Genomic DNA, 21,111 nt, shown 5'->3' with positions numbered 1-21,111 from the left:
ACCGCGGTCGCGTCGACCGGGCGCATGTCCTATACCGCTGAACTGCTTGGAACAGGAAAAGCCCGCAGTGTTCCGGGGCTTTTCGAATCTAGCGCGCCGCTCTGCCCGGAGGCCTGGCGGCATCCCCGCGACGCTCAGCCGGTCGGCGGCAGCTCGACGGTCAGGTTGTCGATCAGGCGCGTGCTACCGAGGTACGCGGCGGCCAGAATCACCAGTTTACGGTCTTCCGGACGCGCTGCGCGCAGGTGGGCGGCTTCGCGGATTTCCAGGTAGTCGACGCGCAGGCCGGACGCTTCCTGCTCGGTGCGTGCCTGCTCGAGCAGCGCGGCGCGGTCGGTGTTGCCGGCGCGCAGGCCGTCGGCCAGGCGCGTCATGCTGCGATACAGGGCCGGCGCGGTGGCGCGCTGCCGTTCGTCGAGGTAGCCGTTGCGCGAGGACAGCGCCAGCCCGTCGCTGGCGCGCACGGTCGGCGCACCGATGATCTCGATCGGCAGGTTGAGGTCGGCGACCATCTTGCGGATCACCGCCAGTTGCTGGAAATCCTTCTGGCCGAACACCGCGACATCCGGCTGGACCATGTTGAACAGCTTGTTGACCACCGTCGCCACGCCTTCGAAGTGGCCCGGACGGCTGGCGCCGCACAGGCCTTCGGACACTTCGGGCACGCTGACCCGGGTCTGGCCGTCGGCGCCATTGGGGTACATCTGCTCGACGCTGGGCGCGAACAAGAGGTCGCAGCCTGCGGCGAGGAGCTTTTCCTGATCGGCCGGGAGCGTGCGCGGGTAGGTCGCGAGGTCTTCGCGCGGGCCGAACTGCAGCGGATTGACGAAGATGCTGGCGACCACGAAGTCGGCGTGCTCGGCGATCCGTTCGACCAGCGCCGCGTGGCCGGCGTGCAGGTTGCCCATGGTCGGCACCAGGCCGATGCGTTTGCCTGCGCGGCGCGCGTGCAGCACGGCGGCGCGCAGTTCGGCGACGGTATGCACGGTGATCATGCGGAGAACCCGTGTTCGGCGGCGGGGAAGCTGACGGCCTTCACCTCGCGCACGTAGGCGGCGAGGGCGCCCTGGATGCTGCTCTGGCCTTCCATGAAGTTCTTCACGAACTTCGGCATGCGGCCGGAGAGGGACAGCCCGAGCATGTCGTGCAACACCAGCACCTGGCCGTCGGTATCGCTGCCGGCCCCGATGCCGATCACCGGAATCTTCACCGCCTGGGTGATCTCCGCGGCCAGCTCGCTGGGTACGCATTCGAGCAGCAGCATCGCCACGCCGGCCTGTTCCAGCGCCACGGCGTCGGCGCGCAGCTGACGCGCCTGGGCGTCGCCGCGGCCCTGCACCTTGTAGCCGCCGAGGATGTTCACCGCCTGCGGGGTCAGGCCCAGGTGCGCACAGACCGGAATGCCGCGCTCGGCGAGCAGCCGGATCGACTCGGCCAGCCAGGCGGCGCCTTCCACCTTGACCATGTGTGCGCCGGCCTTCATCAGCCGCGCGGAATTGTTCAGCGTCTGCTCGAGCGTGGCGTTGGCCATGAACGGCAGGTCGGCGACGATCATCGCGCCCTTGTTGCCGCGCTTCACGCAGGCCGTGTGATAGACCATGTCCTCGACGCTGACCGGCAGCGTGCTGTCGTGGCCCTGCAGGACCATGCCCAGGGAGTCGCCAATCAGCAGCATCTCGACGCCAGCGGCGCAGCAGGCGTCGGCGAAGGTGGCGTCGTAACAGGTCAGCATGGCGATCTTCTCGCCCTGCAGCTTGAGTTGTTGCAGGGACGTCAGGGTTGTTTCAGGCATGGAAAAGGTCCTCTTCGCAGGCGGTGTGATGGTACTGCACGAGGCGGTTTTGGCGGCCTGGAAGCCCGCGGGGATTGCTCGCACGACACTTCACCCGTCCTGATCGCACCGGTTTTTGGCACCGGCTCTGGGCAACGGGACGCCTATAGTCCCGATGGGGGGGCATGAAGTCAATTAGGCGGTGTTACCGCCGTGTTACGGCGTTACCGGCAGTCGCTCGAGGCCGCTGAACGGGCAGGCGGCGAGCAGCTCGTCGAGCGTCCGGCCATCGGCCAGGCGCAGCCCCGGGGCGATTTCCGCCAGCGGATAGAGGACGAACGCCCGCGCGTGCATATGGTAGTGCGGCACGCGCAGCCGGGGCTCGTCGATCAGCCGGTCGCCGAACGCCAGGATGTCCAGGTCGAGGGTGCGCGGGCCCCAGCGTTCGGCCTTGCGCTGGCGCCCCTGCTCCTGCTCGATGGCCTGCAGCGCGTCGAGCAATGCGAGGGGCGCCAGCGTGGTATTGAGCGCGGCGACGGCGTTGAGGTAGCGCGGCTGGTCCGGCGGGCCGAGCGGATCGCTGGAATAGAAGGAAGAGACGGCGACGAGCCGCGATTGCGGCAACTCGCCGATGGCTTGCAGCGCTGCGGCGAGTTGGGCGAGTGGCTCGGCGAGGTTGCTGCCCAGGCCGAGGTAGACCCGTTCCACGGATCAGTCGGCCGAGCTCGGCGCGCCATCCTGCGGGCCACGGCGGCGGCGATTGCCGCCACGGCGACGCTTGCGTGGCGCACCGCCGGCATCGTCCTTGCCGCTGAGGTCCCGGATCATGGCGCGCCGTTCGCTGTCGCTGGCTTCCTGGTAGTCGGTCCACCAGTCGCCCAGGCCGTCGGTTTCCTCGCCGGCGCTTTCGCGCAGCAGGAGGAAGTCGTAGCCCGCGCGGAAGCGGGGATTTTCCAGCAACAGGTCGGCGCGCTTGCCGTGGCGACGGGGCAGGCGCTCCTGCATGTCCCAGATTTCGCGAATCGGGATGGTGAAGCGCTTGGGCACTGCGGTGCGCTGGCACTGTTCGACGATCAGCGTGTGCGCGGCTTCCTGCATTGCCGCGATCGGCGGCAGGCCGCGATCCTGGAGTTGCAGCACGCGGGCCGGCAGGGCAGGCCACAGCAAGGCGGCGAAGAGGAATGCCGGCGTCACCGGTTTGCCCAGGTGGACGCGTTCGTCGGTGTTCGCCAGGGCCTGGCGAATCAGCGAGCCCGCGTACTCCGGGCGCTGCTCGAGCGCCTTCGCGCTGGCCGGGAACAGCGGCGCGTAGAGGTCGTACTCGAGCAGCAGCTCGAAGGTCTCCTCGGCCACGCCGGAGAGGAACAGCTTGAGCACTTCGTCGAACAGCCGCGCCGAGGGGATTTCGCGCAGCATCGGAGCCAGTCGGCGGATCGGCTCGGCGCTGTGCTTCTCGATGTCGAAGTCGAGCTTGGCGGCGAAGCGGATCGCCCGCAGCATGCGCACCGGGTCTTCCTGGTAGCGTTGCTCCGGCACGCCGATCAGGCGGATCAGGTGATTGTCGATGTCCTTCACGCCGCGCGCGTAGTCGAGGATGCGCTCGGTGCTGGGATCGTAGTAAAGCGCGTTGATGGTGAAGTCGCGGCGCTGCGCGTCGTCCTCCAGCGTGCCGTAAACGTTGTCGCGCAGGATTCGCCCGCTCTCGTTGCGCGAGGACTGGTTGCTGTCCTCCTCGTCATCGCCTTGCGGGTGGTTGGCGCGGAAGGTCGCGACCTCGATGATCTCGCGGCCGAAATGCACGTGGACCAGCTTGAAACGGCGGCCGATCACCCGCGCGTTGCGGAACTCGGCGCGGACCTGCTCGGGCGTGGCGCTGGTGGCGACGTCGAAATCCTTGGGCGTGTAGTTGAGCAGCAGGTCGCGCACGCAACCGCCGACCACGTAGGCTTCGTAGCCGGCCTTCTGCAGGCGCTCTACGACACTCACGGCGTGACGGCTGATCTGGGAATGGGTCAGGGAATGCTGGCGACTACTCAGCACCTCGGGGGTGCTACGCGGGTGCTGGGCACGGCGCAGGGGTGAGCGGAACGACTGGAACAGCTTCTTCAGCATGGATGGCACTGTTTGGCGGGATGATCGGCCAGGATTGAGAATGACCGCTTGATTTTCGCGGATTCTAACATTACGAGGGGGGATGGTGAACGACGGATCTTGCGGGGGGGGTAAAGCTACTGGGGGAGCCGAAGCTCCCCCTAAGTAATGCTTTCTTTGTTTTTATTATTATGTCGGCTTGTTATTTTTGTTGTCCGACCCGTTCCTCGAGGCCAGGGGCCTGAGGACGGACTCCCACTCTGGGAGCTAATAGCAAACGGATTACTTTGGACGCTGACGCTGCCATGACCTTGCGATCCAACCAGTCCGACGCTGCCTCTAGGCAGTTTTATTGTTCTTGTCCTGGCTGTGGGGCAAGCCCCAAAAGCAATTCCTCTCCAAAAGAATCAGTTAGCTGCGCCTCCGCCGTGTTGTTTTTATTGTGCTGGAGTCGATACGTCTTGTTTTTATTGTGGGGTTCAGCGTTTGTTATTGTTGTTGTGCAATAGATAAAGCAGAAGCTGTGCCAGTTTTTAAAATCCCTTATAAATCAATGATTTGATTTTTATGGGTGGCGGCGGGAGCGAAAAAAAGCCGGGTCCCCGTTACCGATGAACCCGGCTTTGTTACGTCGCATCCGTGTGCGGTAACAGGATGTGTGTGTCGCGAGACGTTACCGGATCTCGGATACGTCGGCGGTGGCGCTCTTGCGGCGTGGGATGCCCAGGCGCTGGCGACGTTCCCACAGGCACTTGCGGCTGATGCCGAGCTTGCGGGCCAGTTCCGTTTCGGTCATGTGGTCCTGGTGTTCGAGGACGAAGTGCTGGAAGTAGTCCTCCAGCGACAGGTCCTCGGTCGGTTCGTGGCTGTTGCTGCTGCCCTGCGCGGCGCTTTCCACGAAATCGTCGTCGTCGAGGTCGCTCAGCTCCACGTCGATCCCCAGCAGGTCGGCCGAGATGTCCGGGCTCTCGCAGAGAATCACCGCACGCTCGATGGCGTTCTCCAGCTCGCGCACGTTGCCCGGCCAGGAATAGTGACGAATCGCCTGTTCGGCGTCCGCGGCGAAGCGCAGGTCGCGGCCCATGCGCGCGCATTGGCGGGCAAGGAAGGCGCGGGCGATCTCGCTGACGTCGGCGCCGCGCTCGCGCAGCGGCGGCAGTTTCAGCGCGATGACGTGCAGGCGGTAATAGAGGTCCTCGCGGAACTGGCCGATCTTGGCCAGGGTTTTCAGGTCGCGGTGGGTGGCGGCGATCAGGCGCACGTCGACCTTCTGCGACTGCACCGACCCGACCCGGCGGATCTCGCCTTCCTGCAACACGCGCAGCAGCCGGGCCTGGGCTTCCAGCGGCAGTTCACCGATCTCGTCGAGAAACAGCGTGCCACCGTCGGCGGCCTCGACCAGGCCGGCGCGGCCGGCGCTGGCGCCGGTGAAGGCGCCTTTCTCGTGGCCGAACAGTTCGGACTCGATCAGGGTCTCCGGGATCGCCGCGCAGTTCACCGAGATCAGTGGCGCCTTGGCGCGTTTGGACAGGTTGTGCAGGGCGCGCGCGACCAGCTCCTTGCCGGTGCCGGATTCACCCTGGATCAACACGTTGGAATCGGTCGGCGCGACCTTGCGGATCTTGCTGTACATGTCCTGCATCGCCGCGCAGGAGCCGATGATGCCGATCTCGCCGTTCGCCGACGCCGGTTTGTCGGCACCGCGTGTCGCGTTCGGCTGTTCGGCCGGCGCGCTGCTGGCGCCCTGGCGATCGCGCAGGATGCGGGCCACGGCCTGGAGCATTTCATCGTGGTCGAACGGCTTGGCGATGTAGTCGACCGCGCCCATCTTCATCGAATCCACCGCCGAGCGCAGGCTGGCGTAGCTGGTCATGATCAGCACCGGGGTGCCCTGGGCGAGCTTGATCAGCTCGGTGCCCGGTGCGCCCGGCAGGCGCAGGTCGCTGACGATGAGGTCGAAGGACGGAATGCTGAAGCGCTCCTGGGCTTCCTGCACGGAGCCGGCTTCGCTGACTTCGTACTGGTTGCGCTCGAGCAGTCGGCGCAAGGCGGAGCGGATGATTGTTTCGTCTTCGACGATCAGGATATTCGGCATCAATAGAATTCTCTCGACGGTCTCGGGGCTGCGCGGAAATAGCCGCCAAGCGGCATGCAGCCTGCATTTCAGCTCCCGGGGATCACTGCGGACGTCGCTTCGACATACCTCGGCAAACGGACCCTGAAACGGGTGCCGCGCTGGTGCTCGGTGTCGACCGGGCTGTCGAGTGTTATTTGGCCATAATGCTCTTTCACGATCGAATAGACCAGCGCGAGCCCCAGGCCGGTCCCCTTGCCGGGGTCCTTGGTGGTGAAGAAAGGCTCGAACAGCCGGTCGGCGATCTCCTTCGGAATTCCGCTGCCTTCGTCCTCTACGATTAGCTCGACGCTGTGCTCGCTGGCCTCGCTGCGTACCCGGATCGCGCCGCCTTCCGGCGAGGCGTCGCGGGCGTTGGACAGCAGGTTGATCAGCACCTGGGCCAGGCGTTGCGAATCGCCTTCGGCGCAGTGCGCGGGGTCGCAGAGGTTGTAGAACTGCACGTCGACGCTGCGTTTGTTCAGCGACAGCAGGCCGATGGCTTCCTGGGCGATGTCCGCCAGGCAGACCGATTCGCTTTCGACCTGGCGGCTACCGGCGTGGGCGAAGCTCATCAGCGACTGGACGATGCGTGACACCCGCTTGGTCTGCTCGACGATCTGGCTGCTGATTTCGCTGAGTTCCTCGTCGGCCTCGCGCTCTTCGCGCAGGTTCTGCGCCAGGCAGGCGATGCCGGTGATCGGGTTGCCGATCTCGTGGGCGACGCCGGCGGCGAGGCGACCGATGCTGGCCAGGCGTTCGGAATGCGCCAGCTTGTCTTCCAGCGACTGGGTTTCTGTCTGGTCCTCGACCAGCAGCACCAGCCCGCTGTTGCCTGGCGCCAGCGGCTCGTCGATCGCCGCCTTGTGCAGGTTCAGCCAGCGCGTGTGCCCGGCGAGGTCCAGGTGCTGCTTGTGCAAATGTTGGTCGTCGGCGGCGATGAAGTTCTCCAGCAGGCTCTTCCAGGGTTCGCCCAGTGCCGACAGGCGCGAGCCTACCACCCGCTGGGCGGGAATCTCGGTGAGTTCCTCCATCGCACGGTTCCACATGAGGATTTCATGGTCCTTGGCCAGCGAGCAGACGCCCATCGGCAGTTCCTGCAGGGTCTGCCGGTGGTAGCGGCGCAGCGCGTCGAGTTCGGCGGCAAGGCCGGTGAGGCGCGACTGGTAGTCTTCCAGGCGGCTCTCGATGAAGTGGATGTCCTCGGTGACATAGCCCTCGCTGCCGGATTTGTAGGGCAGGAAACCTTCCACCAGGTCCTGCGCCACGCTAGGCCCCATCAACCCCGACAGGTTGGCCTCGATACGGTCGCGCAGGCGGCGCAAGGCATAGGGGCGGCGCTCGTCGAAGGGCAGATGCAGGTCGCGCAGGGCCTGGGCGACCTCCTTCTGCGCGGTCTTGCCGCCGAGTGGCTTGGCCAGCTGGGCGGCGAACTCCTGCGGCGAGGCGGCGAGCAACTCGCGGCGCTGCGGGCGGCGCACGTTGTCCACCGCGCAGGCCTCGGCGGCGCTCTTCTCCTCGGCGCTGCCCTCGGTGAACAGCGAAACCAGGGTGAACACCAGCACGTTGGCGGCCAACGAGGCGATCGCCGCCAGGTGCCAGCTGGTGTCGTCGAGCACGTAGATGAGGTCGAAGAAGGGCAGGTAGAAACCTTCCATGTCGCCGACCAGCGGCAGCAGCATGCCCACCGTCCACACGGCGATGCCGGCCAGCAGACCGGCGATGAAACCGCGCCGGTTGGCGGTCGGCCAGTAGAGCACCGAGAGCACGCCGGGGAGGAACTGCAGGGTGGCGACGAAGGACACGATGCCCAGGTTGGAGAGGTCCTGCTGCGCGCCCAGCAGCAGGTAGAAGCCGTAGCCGGCGAGGATGATCGCGGCGATCAGGCCGCGGCGGGTCCATTTCAGCCAGCGGTAGATGTTGCCCTCGGCCGGCGGCTGGTAGACCGGCAGCACCAGGTGGTTGAGGACCATCCCCGAGAGCGCCAGCGTCGAGACGATGATCAGCCCGCTGGAGGCGGACAGGCCGCCGACGTAGGCGAGCATCGCCAGCGCCGGCTTGCCGGCGGCGAGGCCCAGGCCAAGGGAGAAATACTCCGGGTTGGTGGTGGCGCCCAGCTTCAGGCCGCCCCAGAGAATCGGCGGCACCGCCAGGCTCATCAGCAGCAGGAACAGCGGCAGGCCCCAACTGGCGCTCACCAGCCCGCGCGGGTTGAGGTTCTCGGTGAAGGTCATGTGGTACATGTGCGGCATGACGATCGCCGACGCGAAGAACACCAGCAGCAGCGTGCGCCATGGCCCTTCCTGCAGCGGCGTGTGCAGGGTGGTCAGCGCCGTCTGGTGTTGCAGCAGCCAGACCTCCAGCTGGTGCGGGCCGCCGAACACGCCGTACAGCGAATACAGGCCGATGCCGCCCAGGGCGATCAGCTTGACCATCGACTCGAAGGCGATGGCGAAGACCAGCCCCTCGTGTTTCTCGCGGGTGGCGATGTGGCGGGCGCCGAAGAGAATGGTGAAGAGGATGATCATCAGGCAGTAGCCCAGTGCCATCTTCGCCTGCTGCGCCTCGCCGGCGAGGATGCCAATGGAGTCGGCCACCGCCTGGATCTGCAGGGCCAGCAGCGGCAGGATGCCGATCAGCATGAACAGCGTGGTCAGCGCCCCGGCCCAGCCGCTGCGGAAGCGGAAGGCGAACAGGTCGGCCAGCGAGGACAGTTGATAGGCGCGGGTGATGCGCAGGATCGGATAGAGCAGCACCGGCGCGAGCAGGAAGGCGCCGGAAACGCCGAGGTAACTGGCGAGGAAGCCGTAGCCGTACTGGTACGCCAGGCCGACCGTGCCGTAGAAGGCCCAGGCGCTGGCGTAGACGCCCAGCGACAGCGTGTAGACCAGGGGGTGGCGAACCAGGCGCCTCGGCACCACGCCGTGCTCGCTGAGCCAGGCGACACCGAACAGGGCGAACAGGTAGACGGCGCTGACCAGCGTCAGCTGGCTGAGGCTAAAGCTCATCGGCGTCTCGCTGGCTCTGCAGGATGAAGGTGACCACGATGAGGATCAGCCAGAGCAGATACGGCCGGTACCAGGCGCCGTTGGGGTCGATCCACCAATCCATGATGGCCGGGGAAAACAGGTAGATCCCCACCACCAGGAGCAAGACCAGTCGGTAGATGTACATGCTCGGTCTCGATTCGGAAGTCGGGCGATGGTAATGGAAGCGGCGCGCCGCAAGCTATAAGCGCAAGGTCGTGGGGCGGCGCCTAGCGCAGCTGTGCCTCGGCCAGGGTGCGGCAGCGCGGAATGCGGCCGGCGTCCCAGTGCCGTGCGGCCCAGGCGAGCAGCTCCTCGGGGGCGGCGCCCTCGGCGGCGTCCGGCGTGGATTGGCCGAGCGCCCGCAGCGCGCGCAACAGCAATGGCGATGCCTGACCGGCGGCCAGCGGCGGCGAGCGGTACGACTTGCCCAGCTTGTGCCCGTCCGGCTGGATGATCAGCGGCACGTGCAGGTAACGCGGCTGGGGCAGCCCCAGCAGTTCCTGCAGGTAGAGCTGGCGCGGCGTCGAGTCGAGCAGATCGGCACCGCGGACGATATCGGTGACACCCTGCCAGGCGTCATCGAGCACCACCGCCAGTTGATAGGCGAACAACCCGTCGCGCCGGCGGATGACGAAATCGCCGACGTCGCGGCCCAGGTGCTGGCTGAACTCGCCCTGCACGCGATCGACGAAGCGGTACTCCAGCTGCGGCACGCGCAGGCGGATCGCGGCGTCCTCGCTGGCGTGTCGGGCGTCGCGGCAGGTGCCGGGATAGACGCCGCCCTGGCCTTCGAGCTGCTTGCGCGAACAGATGCAGGCGTAGGCCAGGCCCTGCTGCTGCAGGCGTTCGACGACCTGCAGGTAGGCGGCGTGACGCTCGCTCTGGCGGACGATCTCTCCGTCCCAGTGCAGGCCGTAGCGCTCCAGTGTCTGCAGGATGCCGGCCTGGGCGCCAGGGACTTCGCGGGGCGGGTCGAGGTCTTCCATGCGCAGCAGCCAGCGTCCGCCGAGCGCGCGGGCGTCGAGCCAGGAGGCGAGGGCAGCGACCAGCGAACCGAAATGCAGATGACCACTGGGCGTCGGCGCGAAGCGGCCTATATAGGAAGAGTTGTTCATCGGCGGATTATCGATGCGTTGCCCGGCATTGCGCCAGACGGCCTGGTTCGACGCAAATCGCCTGCTCGAAGGGCAAACGGCAGAAACGAAACGGGGCGCCTTGGCGCCCCGTCGAGATCATGAACCGATCTGCTTTTCCTTGATTTCCGCCAGCGTCTTGCAGTCGATGCAGAGCGTGGCGGTGGGGCGGGCTTCGAGCCGGCGGATGCCGATTTCCACGCCGCAGGAGTCGCACCAGCCGTAGTCGTTGTCTTCGATCAGCTGCAGCGTCTCGTCGATCTTCTTGATCAGCTTGCGCTCGCGGTCACGGGCACGCAGTTCCAGGCTGAACTCTTCTTCCTGGCTGGCGCGGTCGGCCGGATCGGGGAAGTTGGCGGCTTCGTCCTGCATGTGATGCACGGTACGGTCGACCTCTTCCATCAGCTCCTTTTTCCACTTGTTGAGGATGCCGGTGAAGTGAGCGCGCATCTTGTCGCTCATGTACTCCTCGCCCTTGGTTTCCTGATAGGGCTCGTAGCCACGGTTCAGCTGGCTGCTCTGTTCTTTAGCTTTGGTGGGCATGGATGGCCGCCTCTCAACTCTTTTTGGTCCACTGCGCAGGAAGATGTCCTTCGCCGGTCAACCCGGCCCCGCGTCTGCAAGCGGGCGAACTTACCAGATCAAAACTGGGCGCGCTACTCCAAACTCCCGGATGCTGCCGCTTCGGTGAAGCCTTGGTTAGAATCACCATTTTTGCCCTGATAAAGGAAGGCCAATGGCCCCGTCCTACAGCGCACGTAGTCGCGCTATCGAACCGTTTCACGTCATGGCCCTGCTGGCCCGCGCCAATCAATTGCAGGGTGAAGGCCATGACGTGATCCACCTGGAAATCGGCGAGCCGGATTTCTCCACCGCCGCGCCGATCATTGCCGCCGGGCAGGCTGCGCTGGCGGCGGGACATACCCGCTACACCGCGGCGCGCGGCCTGCCGCCGCTGCGCCAGGCCATCGCCGGCTTCTACGCGCGGCGCTACGGGTTAAGCATTGACCCCGAACGCATCCTGATTACTCCCGGCGGTTCCGGCGCCTTGCTGCTGGCGGCCAGCCTGCTGGTCGATCCGGGCAAGCACTGGTTGCTGGCCGACCCCGGTTATCCGTGCAACCGGCACTTCCTGCGCCTGGTGGAAGGCGCCGCGCAACTGGTCCCGGTCGGCGCGGACACCCGCTACCAGCTGACCGCCGATCTGGTCGAGCGCCACTGGGACGGCGACAGCGTCGGCGCGCTGGTCGCGTCTCCGGCCAACCCTACCGGCACCCTGTTGCAGCGCGATGAACTGGCCTCGCTGTCCTCCGCCCTGAAGGCGCGTGGCGGGCATCTGGTGGTGGACGAGATCTACCACGGGCTGACCTACGGTACCGACGCCGCCAGCGTGCTGGAAGTCGACGATCAGGCGTTCGTGCTGAACAGTTTCTCCAAGTATTTCGGAATGACCGGCTGGCGGCTCGGCTGGCTGGTGGCGCCCCCGGCGGCGGTCGCCGACCTGGAGAAGCTGGCGCAGAACCTGTACATCAGCGCGCCGTCGATGGCCCAGCACGCCGCGCTGGCCTGTTTCGAGCCGGCCACGCTGGAGATTCTCGAGGAGCGTCGCGCCGAATTCGGCCGGCGCCGCGACTTTCTCCTGCCCGCGTTGCGCGAGCTGGGTTTCCGCATCGCCGTGGAGCCGGAAGGGGCCTTCTATCTATATGCGGATATTTCCGCGTTCGGCGGCGACGCCTTCGCGTTCTGCCAGCACATGATCGAAACCGAGTTCGTCGCCATCACGCCGGGCCTGGATTTCGGCCGCCATCTGGCCACCCAGCACGTGCGCTTCGCCTACACCCAGAGCCTGCCGCGCCTGCAGGAAGCCGTCGAGCGCATCGCCCGAGGGCTGAAGAGCTGGCAGGGCTGATGCGCTTCGCCGCTCCCCTCGAAGAGGCGCTGCTGGTGCGCCGCTATAAGCGATTCCTCGCCGACGTGGTCACTGCCGGCGGCGAGGAACTGTGCATCCACTGCCCGAACACCGGTTCGATGCTCAATTGCATGGCGCCCGGCGGACGCGTGTGGTTCCAGCGTTCCAGCGACCCCAAGCGTAAGCTGCCGGGCACCTGGGAGCTGGTGGAAACCCCGCAGGGCCGGCTGGCCTGCGTGAACACCGCGCGGGCCAACCCGCTGATCGAAGAGGCGCTGCGTGCCGGCCGCATCGCCGAGCTGGCCGGTTTCGAGGCGCTCAAGCGCGAAGTGCCCTACGGCGTGGAGAACAGCCGCATCGATTTCCGCCTGGAGTTCGCCAGCGGCCCGGCGTTCGTCGAAGTCAAAAGCGTCACCCTCGGTTTCGACGACAGCCCGGTGGCCGCCTTCCCCGATGCGCAGACCCTGCGCGGCGCGCGTCACCTGCGCGAGCTGGCGGCGCTGGCGCGGGCCGGGGTTCGCGCGGTGCAGCTGTACTGCGTCAACCTCTCCGGGGTCGAGGCGGTGCGCCCGGCGCGGGAAATCGACCCGCTCTACGCCGCGGCGCTGCAGGACGCCCACGCGGCCGGCGTGGAAATCCTCGCCTACGGCGCGCAGGTGACGCTCGACGGCCTGTTCATCGACCGACGGTTGCCGGTGCTGCTGGATTAGCGCCGGCGACAAGGATTTGTGCGGCGCCCGACAAGCACTTTGCCGCCACCCCCGCGAATAATCGACACGCCGGCCCGCCAGGTGCCGGCGCCTTTCGCGCTGACCAAGGGGGTTCCTATGGACGATCACGTTTGCAGTCCGGGTTGCATGCACGGCGTTACCGCCGAGAACGAAAAAGACATCAAGGGTGAATTCCACGCCGCGCGGCGCAGCTTCCTGCGTGACGCCATGGTGGTCGGCGGCGGTGCGGCGACGCTCGGCGCTCTGGGCGTATCCCTGTCGCCCAGTGCGATGGCGGCGAGCGCCAGCGCCAAGCCAGGCAACGGCCCGACCAGCCACTACTATATTCCGGCCAGCGCGGAGACCGTGCTCTGGGGCTACTTCAGCAAGTCGGCCAAGCCGGTGGTGGAGATCGAAACCGGCGACTACGTGACCATCGAGACCCTGACCCACCATTCCAACGACGATGCCGAGCGCATGGTCAAGGGCGATCCGGGCGCGGAAAGCGTCTTCTACTGGGACGCCAAGCGCAAAGGCGTGAACCGCCGCGGTGCCGGGCCGATGGACGCGAAGATCGGCGCCGGCGGCGGCGAGGGCGTGCACATCTGCACCGGGCCGGTGTTCATCAAGGGCGCCGAACCGGGCGACATCCTCGAAGTGCGGATCGTCGACGTGGCGCCGCGGCCCAGCGCCAACCCGGCGTTCAAGGGCAAGTCGTTCGGCAGCAACGCCGCCGCCAACTGGGGGTTCCATTACGGCGACTTGCTCAGCGAACCGAAGAAGCGCGAGGTGGTGACCCTCTACGAGATCGACGCCACCGGCGAGCGCAACTGGGCGCGCGCGGTCTACAACTACCGCTGGACGCCGCAGACCGACCCGTTCGGCGTGGTCCACCCGACCATCGACTACCCCGGCATTCCGGTGAACCACAGCACGATCAGGAAGAACGAGAACGTGCTGAAGAACATCCGCGTCCCCATCCGCCCGCACTTCGGCACCATCGGCGTGGCCCCGGCCGAGGCCGACATGGTCACCTCGATCCCGCCCAGCTACACCGGCGGCAACATCGACAACTGGCGCATCGGCAAGGGTGCGACCCTGTATTTCCCGGTGGCGGTGGCCGGCGCGATGTTTTCCGTGGGCGACCCGCACGCCTCTCAGGGCGACTCCGAGCTGTGCGGCACGGCCATCGAGTGCTCCCTGACCGGCACCTTCCAGTTCGTCCTGCACAAGAAGGCCGAACTGCCCGGCACGCCGCTGGCGGAACTCAACTACCCGCTGCTGGAAACCCAGGACGACTGGGTGCTGCACGGCTTCAGCTTCGCCAACTACCTGGCCGAGCTGGGCGCTGGTGCGCAGCAGTCGATCTACTCCAAGTCCTCGGTGGACCTGGCGCTGCGCGATGCGTACCACAAGATGCGGCACTTCCTGATGACCACCCAGCGCCTGGACGAGGACGAGGCGATCTCGCTGATGTCGGTGGCGGTGGACTTCGGCATCACCCAGGTGGTGGACGGCAACTGGGGCGTGCACGCGGTAATCAAGAAGAGCATCTTCCCCGCCCGCGAGGGCTGAACCGCCCTGGCATGACCCTCGCTTCGCAATGCCGGTCGCTTCGGCCGGTGTCGCGACGCGGTGGGTACACTGGCCAGACTTCTTTCTTCTGCACGGGATAGCGATGCTCAACGACTTGCGCCGTTTTTCCAGCAGCGCCTTCCCCGAGGAGCTGCGCCAGTCCGCCTGGGACGAGGTGTTCCAGCGCGTGCGCCTGGCCAGCAGCCTCGCCGGCCAGCCGGCCGACGGCCATGTCGCGCTGTGCAGTTCGGCGCTGGATTCGGTATTCCTGCAGGTCAGCGCCTCGCCGCAGGTGCTCAGCCCGCACCCCGACAACGCGCGCCTGTGCCAGGGCAGCACCGTGCTGGTGCTGGCCCTGCTCAGCGGCAGCGGAGCGCTGGAGGAGGGCGGCCAGCGCGTCGCCATCGGCACGGGCGACATCGTCCTGTTCGACCCGGCGCAGGCCTGGCGTATCGAGCTGGACAGCGATTTCCGCGCGCTGCTGGTCAAGCTCGAATCGGCCAGCTTCATCCTCCGGCTGGTGCGTACCGGCAGCCAGGAACTCAACCGCATCGCCACCCGCAACGGTGTCGGCGCGGTGTGCCTGAACCTGATCCAGTCGATCGCCGACGAGCTGGCGCATCTGGACCGCGACCAGCTGCCGCCGCTGGAGGCGACGCTCACCGAGCTTTTGGTGGCCTGCCTGTCGTACCGTGAGCGCAGCCAGCCGGAGGATTCCACCTCCGTGCAACTGGCCCACTTGCGCCGCGTCTGCCGTAGCATCGAGGCGCGCCTCGGCGACGCCGAGCTGCAGGTCGAGGATGTCGCCCGCCTGGAAGGGCTTTCCGTGCGTTACCTGCAGAAGCTGTTCAAGACTGGCGCGACCACCTTCGGCGAATACCTGCGCAACCGCCGCCTGGAGCGATGCCGGCTCGACCTGGCCAACCCGGGGCTGGCGCACTTCAGCATTTCCGAGCTGTGCTTTCGCTGGGGCTTCGGCGATGCGGCGAACTTCAGCCGCGCCTTCTCCGCGCAGTTCGGCCTGTCGCCGCGTGCCTACCGCGCCGAGCCGCCGAAGAATCCGCACGAGACGCTGCAGCGCGGTCGTCCACCGCAAAGCCAGCGGCTGAACCTGGCGCCGCCGCGTCCCGGCGACGATCCCGGCGAGCGCCAGCGCCGTGCGTTCCAGGGCGTGCTCGACGACCATGCGCGCTACGCACTGAGCCTGGCGCTGGCGCCGAAACGCGCGGCGGCGGTGGCGGAGAAGGATTCGCCGGGAGGTCCCGCCGGCGAGGCGTTGCCCAACCACTACTACATCCCGGTCTCGGAGAAGACCGTGCACTGGGGCTATTTCAGCCGCTCCATCGCGCCGGTGCTGACGGTGAATTCCGGCGACATCCTGACCATCGAGACGCTGACCCAGCACGCTTCGGACGACTGCGAGCGAATGATCGAAGGCGATCCCGGCGCCGAGAGCGTGTTCCACTGGAGCGCCGAGAAGAAGAACGTCGAGCGCCGCGGCGCCGGCCCGATGGACGCCTCCATTCTCGGCCGCGGCGCCGGCGAAGGCTTCGGCGTGCACATCTGCACCGGGCCGGTCCACGTGCGCGGTGCCGAGCCGGGCGACGTGCTGGAGATCCGCATCCTCGACATCCTGCCGCGGCCCAGTCGCCATCCGCAGCACCAGGGCCGCAGCTTCGGCAGCAACGCGGCGGCCTGGTGGGGCTTCCACTACGACGACCTGCTCACCGAGCCGAAGAAGCGCGAGGTGGTGACCGTCTACGAGATCGACGCGCGCACCCATCCGCCGCACGCCAAGGCGCTCTACAACTTCCGCTGGACGCCGCAGACCGACCCGTTCGGCGTGCGCCACGCCACCATCGACTATCCCGGCGTGCCGGTCGACCCGGCCACCATCGAGCGGCAGTACGGCGTGCTGGCCAAGGCGGTGGTGCCGGTGCGCCCGCATTTCGGGGTGCTGGCGGTGGCGCCGAAGGAGTTCGGCCCGGTGGACTCGATCCCGCCCAGCTACTTCGGCGGCAACCTCGACAACTGGCGGGCCGGCAAGGGCGCCAAGGTATTCCTGCCGGTGTCGGTGGACGGCGCGCTGTTCTCGGTGGGCGATCCGCACGCCTCGCAGGGCGACTCCGAGCTGTGCGGCACCGCCATCGAGTGCTCGCTCACCGGCGTCTTCCAGCTGGTGCTGCACAAGAAGGTGCAGATGGCCGGCAGCTTCCTCGCCGAGCTCAGCTACCCGTTCCTCGAAACCGCCGAGGAGTGGGTGCTGCAGGGGCTGAGTTTCGCCAACTACCAGGCCGAGCTGGGGCCGAACGCGCAGACCCAGGTGTACAAGGAGTCCTCGATGGAAGCGGCGATGCGCGACGCCTTCCGCAAGACCCGCCACTACCTGATGAAGGCCCACGGACTGACCGAGGACGAGGCAATCTCGCTGATTTCGGTGGCGGTGGATTTTGGCGTCACCCAGGTGGTGGACGGCAACCTCGGCGTGCACGCGATCATCCGCAAGGCGATCTTCCCGGACTACGACGGCGCGCCGGATCGATCACCGCCATAGCCACAGGCGATTGATCGACGCCGGGCGATGCAGTAACGTGGCTCACATTCAACGGAGACAACCATGCACAACGCCGCCAACCCCCTCGTTCGTTCCGCTGCCCAGCGCAGTGCGACCGCGCGTGTCCGGGCTACCGGCGCTGCCGTGCGTTTCTTCTTTTACGGGTATTGGTTTAGCCACGCGCGCGCCTGATACCCCACCAGGCGCCCGGCAAGACGGGTCGCCACCACAGAGTTCTCAGAACCCCCGGTCGGTAACCCGACCGGGGGTTTCGTTTTTTCAGCCCAACGTTTTTTCAACCCGAGGATCAACCCATGACCACCTACCGCCGCTCCTTCGACGACTCCCGCTACGCCTGGCGATTTACCCGCTTCGCCACCGCCATTCCCCTCGAACGAACAACCACACGATAGCGCGCCGCGCGCGGCCAATGCCCGCGCCGGCCAAGGAGCCCGTCCATGTCATCCGCCGTTTCCGCCGCCACCCTCGCCACGCCGCCTACCGCCGAACTGCGTAGTTTCCCCAGCCAGCCCCGCCGTCACACCTCGCCGCTGCCCAGCGCACTGGAGCTGCGCGAGCGACTGCCGCTCGCTCCCGTCCTCGCCCAGCAGATCCAGCAACAGCGCCAGGCCATCCGTGCCGTCCTCGATGGCCGTGATCCGCGCCTGCTGGTGGTGGTCGGCCCGTGCTCGCTGCATGACGAGAAGGCCGTGCTCGACTACGCCGAGCGCCTCGCCGGACTGGCCAAGGAGGTCGCTCCGCAGCTGCTGCTGGTGATGCGCGCCTACGTCGAGAAGCCGCGCACCACTGTCGGCTGGAAAGGCCTGGTCTACGACCCGCACCTGGATGGCAGCGGCGACATGCACGCCGGGCTGGAACGCTCGCGCGGGCTGATGCTGCGGCTCGCGGAGATGGGCTTGCCGCTGGCCAATGAACTGTTGCAGCCGCTGCTCGCCGGCTACTTCGACGACCTGCTCGGCTGGGCGGCGATCGGGGCGCGGACCAGTGAATCCCAGGTCCACCGCGAACTGGTCAGCGGCCTGGATCTGCCGGTTGGCTTCAAGAACGGCACCGATGGCAGCCTCGGCATCGCCTGCGACGCCATGCGCTCGGCGGGCCACGCGCACCAGCATTTCGGCGTCGACGGCCAGGGCCGCCCGGCCATCGTGCACACCCAGGGCAACCCGGATACCCATCTGGTCTTGCGCGGCGGCCATCGCGGACCGAACTACGATGCCGCCAGCGTCGCCAGCGCCCGTGCCGACCTGCATCGCCAGGGTATCGCCGCGCGGATCATGGTCGATTGCAGCCACGCCAACAGCGGCAAGGACCCGCTGCGCCAGCCCGAGGTGCTGCGCGCCGTGATCGACCAGCGCCTGGCCGGCGATGACTCGCTGTGTGGGGTCATGCTGGAAAGCCACCTGTTCGACGGCAGCCAGTCGCTGGGTTGCGAACTGCGCTACGGCGTCTCGATCACCGATGGCTGCCTGGGCTGGGACGGCACCGAGCGGGTGCTGCGCGAAGCGGCGCAGCGCCTGGGACGGCGTTGATCGACGGGTAGGGGTGAATTGCACGTAGGGTGGGCTTCAGCCCACCATCGCCCCCCATGCATCGGTGCGTCGTGTGGGCTGAAGCCCACCCTACGTCTGGATCGAGCGGGCGTTCGCGGGTTCAGCCGCCCTACGGCTGCGCGTTCAACCAGATGCCGCGCTCGTCCTCGAGGCAGTCCAGCGCTTCCAGCGCCTGGCCTTCGCAGGGGCCGGTCACGCATTCGCCGCTCTCGATGAGGAACAACGCGCCGTGCACGGCGCAGCGGATCAGGCTGCCACTGTCGTCGAGAAAGCGGTCTTGTTGCCAGTCGAGGCGCACGCCGCGGTGCGGGCAGCGGTTGCGGTAGAGGTGCACGCGGCCGTCGCGGCGCACCGCCAGCAGCGGCAGGTCGGCGCAGACGAAACTGCGGCTCTGGCCCTCGGCCAGTTGGTCGGATGTGCAGAGCAGGTGCACGGCGGTCTCCATTCGGGCTGCGCATTATTCGCCCGAATGTGCACATGTCAACGCGGGCGCTTGGGCTTCATCTGTTCCTCTCGTCGCTGAGCGGCCCCGGCTGAGGCAGCCGGGCGCACTTTATTGCAAGTAAATCTCAATTGAGAATGAGTGGGCAGTAAGTGTAAGTTTGGATGACCCGTGCAAAACGCTTGCGCTATGGTCCAACGCCTTTCTGATCGTCCAAGGAACCTCGAAGATGAGTCTTTCCCCTCCCGGCGCGTCGTCTGCCTCGCGGCTCTACCAGGCCTGGCAATCGCTGCGCGAGCAGCAGCCACATCTGCGCGCCCGCGATGCCGCGGCCGCGCTGGGTGTCAGCGAGGCCGAACTGATCGCCAGCCGGATCGGTCTCGACGCGGTGCGCCTGCGTCCGGAGTGGGCGGCGCTGCTGCCGGCGCTCGGCGACCTCGGCCAGGTGATGGCGCTGACCCGCAACGAGCAATGCGTGCATGAACGCAAGGGCCCGTACCGCGAAGTCAGCATCGCGCCGAACGGGCAGATGGGGCTGGTGGTTTCGCCGGACATCGACCTGCGCTTCTTCCTCTCCGGCTGGGCCTTCGCGTTCGCCATCGTCGAGCAGACCGACCACGGCGCCCACCGCAGCCTGCAGTTCTTCGATCGCCAGGGCGCGGCGGTGCACAAGGTCTTTCTCACCGAGGCCAGCGAGGTGTCCGCCTGGGAGCCGTTGATCCAGCGTTTCCGCGCCGAATCGAAGAGCGCCGAACTGGAGCTCCAGGCCGCCGCCGAGCCGGAGGCGACCGTGGCCGACGCGTCGGTCGACGTCGAGGCGCTGCGTGCCGACTGGGCCGACCTCAAGGACACCCACCATTTCCACGCGATGCTGAGGAAACACGCCGTCGCCCGCACCCAGGCGCTGCGCCTGGCCGGCGCTGAGTGGGCCGAGCCGCTTCAGTCGGCCGAACTGCCGCGCACGCTGGATGTGGCCGGCGTGCGCGAAGTGCCGGTGATGGTCTTCGTCGGCAACCGCCACTGCATCCAGATCCACACCGGGCCGGTGCGCAACCTGCGCTGGATGGGCGAGTGGTTCAACGTGCTCGATCCGCTGTTCAACCTGCACCTGAAGACTTCCGGCGTCCACGAACTGTGGCGCGTGCGCAAACCCAGCATCGACGGCGTGGTCACCAGCCTCGAAGCCTTCGATGCCGACGGCGAGCTGGTCCTTCAACTGTTCGGCGAACGCAAGCCCGGCACCCCGGAGCGCCAGGACTGGCGGACCTTGGCCGAGCAGGCTTCGGTACTGGAGGGATGAGCATGCGGCGAATCGCAGGCGCGCTCGCGCTGCTCATTGGTGTTCTCACGGCGCCTGGCCTGGCCGGCGCCGAGGACCTGCCGCAGCGCTGGGTCAGCGCCGGCGGCTCGCTGAGCGAATGGGTCGTGGCGCTCGGTGGCGAGCGCAAGCTGGTCGGCGTCGACAGCACCAGCCAGCATCCCGGCAGCCTGCGTGCATTGCCGAGCATCGGTTACCAGCGGCAACTGGCGGCGGAAGGCATCCTCGCGCTGAAGCCCGACCTGCTGCTGGGCAGCGAGGAGATGGGCCCGCCCACGGTGCTGGCGCAGCTCAAGGCCGCCGGGGTGCGTATCGAAACCCTCTCCGCCGCGCCGGAAGTGCCCGCGCTGCAAGCCAACCTGAAACGGCTCGGCGAACTGCTCGGCGACCCCCAGCGAGCCGCACGAACCCTGGCCGACTACGAGGCGCGCCTGCAGCGCCAGGCACAGTGGGTCGAGCAGGCGCGGGTTACCGCACCGGCGCCGCGCGTGCTGTTTCTCCTCGGTCACGTCGGCAACAGCCCGATGGCCGCGGGCAAGGACACGGCCGCCGCCTGGTTCGTCGAGCACGCCGGTGGCCGGAACCTGACCGGGCACGACGGCTACAAGCCGATCTCTGCCGAGTCGATGGCGGCGCTGGACCCTGACGTGGTGGTCTTCGCGGACCGCCGGCTGAGCGGTGACGATGCCATCGCCGCGCTGCTCAAGAGCACGCCGGCGCTGGCTTCGACCAAGGCGGCGAAGGGCGGGCGCATCCTCTGGGTCGATCCGACCTTGCTGGTCGGCGGCCTGGGACCGCGGATTCCCCAGGCGTTGGCCGACCTGTCGGCAGGCTTCTATCCTGCGGCACCGCCGCTGAAGGTCGCCGACCGCCAACCATGAGTGCTTCCGTTCGT

The 21,111-nt window shown here is 67.2% G+C and carries 17 protein-coding genes; 7 read left to right on the top strand and 10 right to left on the bottom strand.

What is annotated here, in order from left to right; all coding sequences use genetic code 11:
- Positions 1–134: 134 nt before the first annotated feature.
- From panC to dksA, 9 genes are all read right to left on the bottom strand, one after another.
- Positions 135–995 carry a pantoate--beta-alanine ligase gene (gene panC / locus BLV15_RS00170; RefSeq protein WP_090223585.1) on the bottom strand — a complete coding sequence of 287 codons (861 nt, stop codon included), beginning with the start codon at positions 993–995 and terminating at the stop codon, positions 135–137.
- Positions 992–1,792: a 3-methyl-2-oxobutanoate hydroxymethyltransferase gene (gene panB / locus BLV15_RS00165; protein ID WP_090223584.1), complete on the bottom strand. Its 801-nt coding sequence runs from the start codon at positions 1,790–1,792 to the stop codon at positions 992–994. The genes panC and panB overlap by 4 nt, the downstream gene beginning before the upstream one ends.
- A gap of 195 nt (positions 1,793–1,987) precedes the next feature.
- Positions 1,988–2,479, bottom strand: coding sequence for a 2-amino-4-hydroxy-6-hydroxymethyldihydropteridine diphosphokinase (folK, locus tag BLV15_RS00160; RefSeq protein WP_090223582.1), 492 nt, complete (start codon positions 2,477–2,479; stop codon positions 1,988–1,990).
- A gap of 3 nt (positions 2,480–2,482) precedes the next feature.
- Positions 2,483–3,883 carry a polynucleotide adenylyltransferase PcnB gene (locus tag BLV15_RS00155; RefSeq protein ID WP_090223580.1) on the bottom strand — a complete coding sequence of 467 codons (1,401 nt, stop codon included), beginning with the start codon at positions 3,881–3,883 and terminating at the stop codon, positions 2,483–2,485.
- A 652-nt stretch (positions 3,884–4,535) separates the two neighbouring features.
- Positions 4,536–5,957 carry a sigma-54-dependent transcriptional regulator gene (locus BLV15_RS00150; protein WP_090223578.1) on the bottom strand — a complete coding sequence of 474 codons (1,422 nt, stop codon included), beginning with the start codon at positions 5,955–5,957 and terminating at the stop codon, positions 4,536–4,538.
- Positions 5,958–6,025: 68 nt separating this feature from the next.
- The gene (locus BLV15_RS00145; RefSeq protein ID WP_090223576.1) at positions 6,026–8,983 is read right to left on the bottom strand and encodes a sensor histidine kinase; all 2,958 of its coding nucleotides are present in this window, start codon (positions 8,981–8,983) and stop codon (positions 6,026–6,028) included.
- The gene (locus tag BLV15_RS00140) at positions 8,973–9,149 is read right to left on the bottom strand and encodes a hypothetical protein (protein ID WP_003095129.1); all 177 of its coding nucleotides are present in this window, start codon (positions 9,147–9,149) and stop codon (positions 8,973–8,975) included. Before BLV15_RS00140 ends, BLV15_RS00145 begins: the two co-directional genes overlap by 11 nt.
- 82 nt (positions 9,150–9,231) lie before the next feature.
- The gene (gluQRS, locus tag BLV15_RS00135; protein ID WP_090223575.1) at positions 9,232–10,119 is read right to left on the bottom strand and encodes a tRNA glutamyl-Q(34) synthetase GluQRS; all 888 of its coding nucleotides are present in this window, start codon (positions 10,117–10,119) and stop codon (positions 9,232–9,234) included.
- Positions 10,120–10,236: 117 nt separating this feature from the next.
- Positions 10,237–10,680: an RNA polymerase-binding protein DksA gene (gene dksA / locus BLV15_RS00130; RefSeq protein WP_090223573.1), complete on the bottom strand. Its 444-nt coding sequence runs from the start codon at positions 10,678–10,680 to the stop codon at positions 10,237–10,239.
- 193 nt (positions 10,681–10,873) lie between these two features.
- Between dksA and BLV15_RS00125 the strand changes: the two genes are divergently transcribed.
- The 5 genes from BLV15_RS00125 (at position 10,874) to BLV15_RS00105 (ending at position 18,435) form a co-directional block, all read left to right on the top strand.
- The gene (locus tag BLV15_RS00125) at positions 10,874–12,046 is read left to right on the top strand and encodes a pyridoxal phosphate-dependent aminotransferase (protein ID WP_090223572.1); all 1,173 of its coding nucleotides are present in this window, start codon (positions 10,874–10,876) and stop codon (positions 12,044–12,046) included.
- Positions 12,046–12,756: a DNA/RNA nuclease SfsA gene (gene sfsA, locus BLV15_RS00120; RefSeq protein ID WP_090223570.1), complete on the top strand. Its 711-nt coding sequence runs from the start codon at positions 12,046–12,048 to the stop codon at positions 12,754–12,756. The genes BLV15_RS00125 and sfsA overlap by 1 nt, the downstream gene beginning before the upstream one ends.
- 117 nt (positions 12,757–12,873) lie before the next feature.
- Positions 12,874–14,331 carry an acetamidase/formamidase family protein gene (locus BLV15_RS00115; RefSeq protein ID WP_090223569.1) on the top strand — a complete coding sequence of 486 codons (1,458 nt, stop codon included), beginning with the start codon at positions 12,874–12,876 and terminating at the stop codon, positions 14,329–14,331.
- A 103-nt stretch (positions 14,332–14,434) separates the two neighbouring features.
- On the top strand, positions 14,435–16,885 hold the full coding sequence (locus BLV15_RS00110; protein WP_090223567.1) for an acetamidase/formamidase family protein: 2,451 nt from the start codon (positions 14,435–14,437) through the stop codon (positions 16,883–16,885).
- Between the two features lie 458 nt (positions 16,886–17,343).
- The gene (locus tag BLV15_RS00105; protein WP_090223566.1) at positions 17,344–18,435 is read left to right on the top strand and encodes a 3-deoxy-7-phosphoheptulonate synthase; all 1,092 of its coding nucleotides are present in this window, start codon (positions 17,344–17,346) and stop codon (positions 18,433–18,435) included.
- A gap of 130 nt (positions 18,436–18,565) precedes the next feature.
- Here the strand turns inward: BLV15_RS00105 and BLV15_RS00100 are convergent, their stop codons facing one another.
- Positions 18,566–18,889 (bottom strand): Rieske (2Fe-2S) protein, encoded by a 324-nt coding sequence (locus tag BLV15_RS00100; protein WP_175534286.1) that lies wholly within the window; start codon positions 18,887–18,889, stop codon positions 18,566–18,568.
- Positions 18,890–19,127: 238 nt separating this feature from the next.
- On the opposite strand from BLV15_RS00100, the gene BLV15_RS00095 reads away from it, so the two are divergent.
- Positions 19,128–20,198, top strand: coding sequence for a hemin-degrading factor (locus tag BLV15_RS00095; protein WP_090223563.1), 1,071 nt, complete (start codon positions 19,128–19,130; stop codon positions 20,196–20,198).
- Positions 20,195–21,097: a heme/hemin ABC transporter substrate-binding protein gene (locus BLV15_RS00090; RefSeq protein WP_090223561.1), complete on the top strand. Its 903-nt coding sequence runs from the start codon at positions 20,195–20,197 to the stop codon at positions 21,095–21,097. The genes BLV15_RS00095 and BLV15_RS00090 overlap by 4 nt, the downstream gene beginning before the upstream one ends.
- The last annotated feature ends 14 nt before the right edge of the window (positions 21,098–21,111 follow it).

The sequence above is a fragment of the Pseudomonas kuykendallii genome, from assembly GCF_900106975.1.
GTDB classification, from domain to species: domain Bacteria; phylum Pseudomonadota; class Gammaproteobacteria; order Pseudomonadales; family Pseudomonadaceae; genus Pseudomonas_O; species Pseudomonas_O kuykendallii.
The sequence above is the reverse complement of the archived record's forward strand: the minus strand, read 5'-3'. Positions and strand labels throughout refer to the sequence as shown.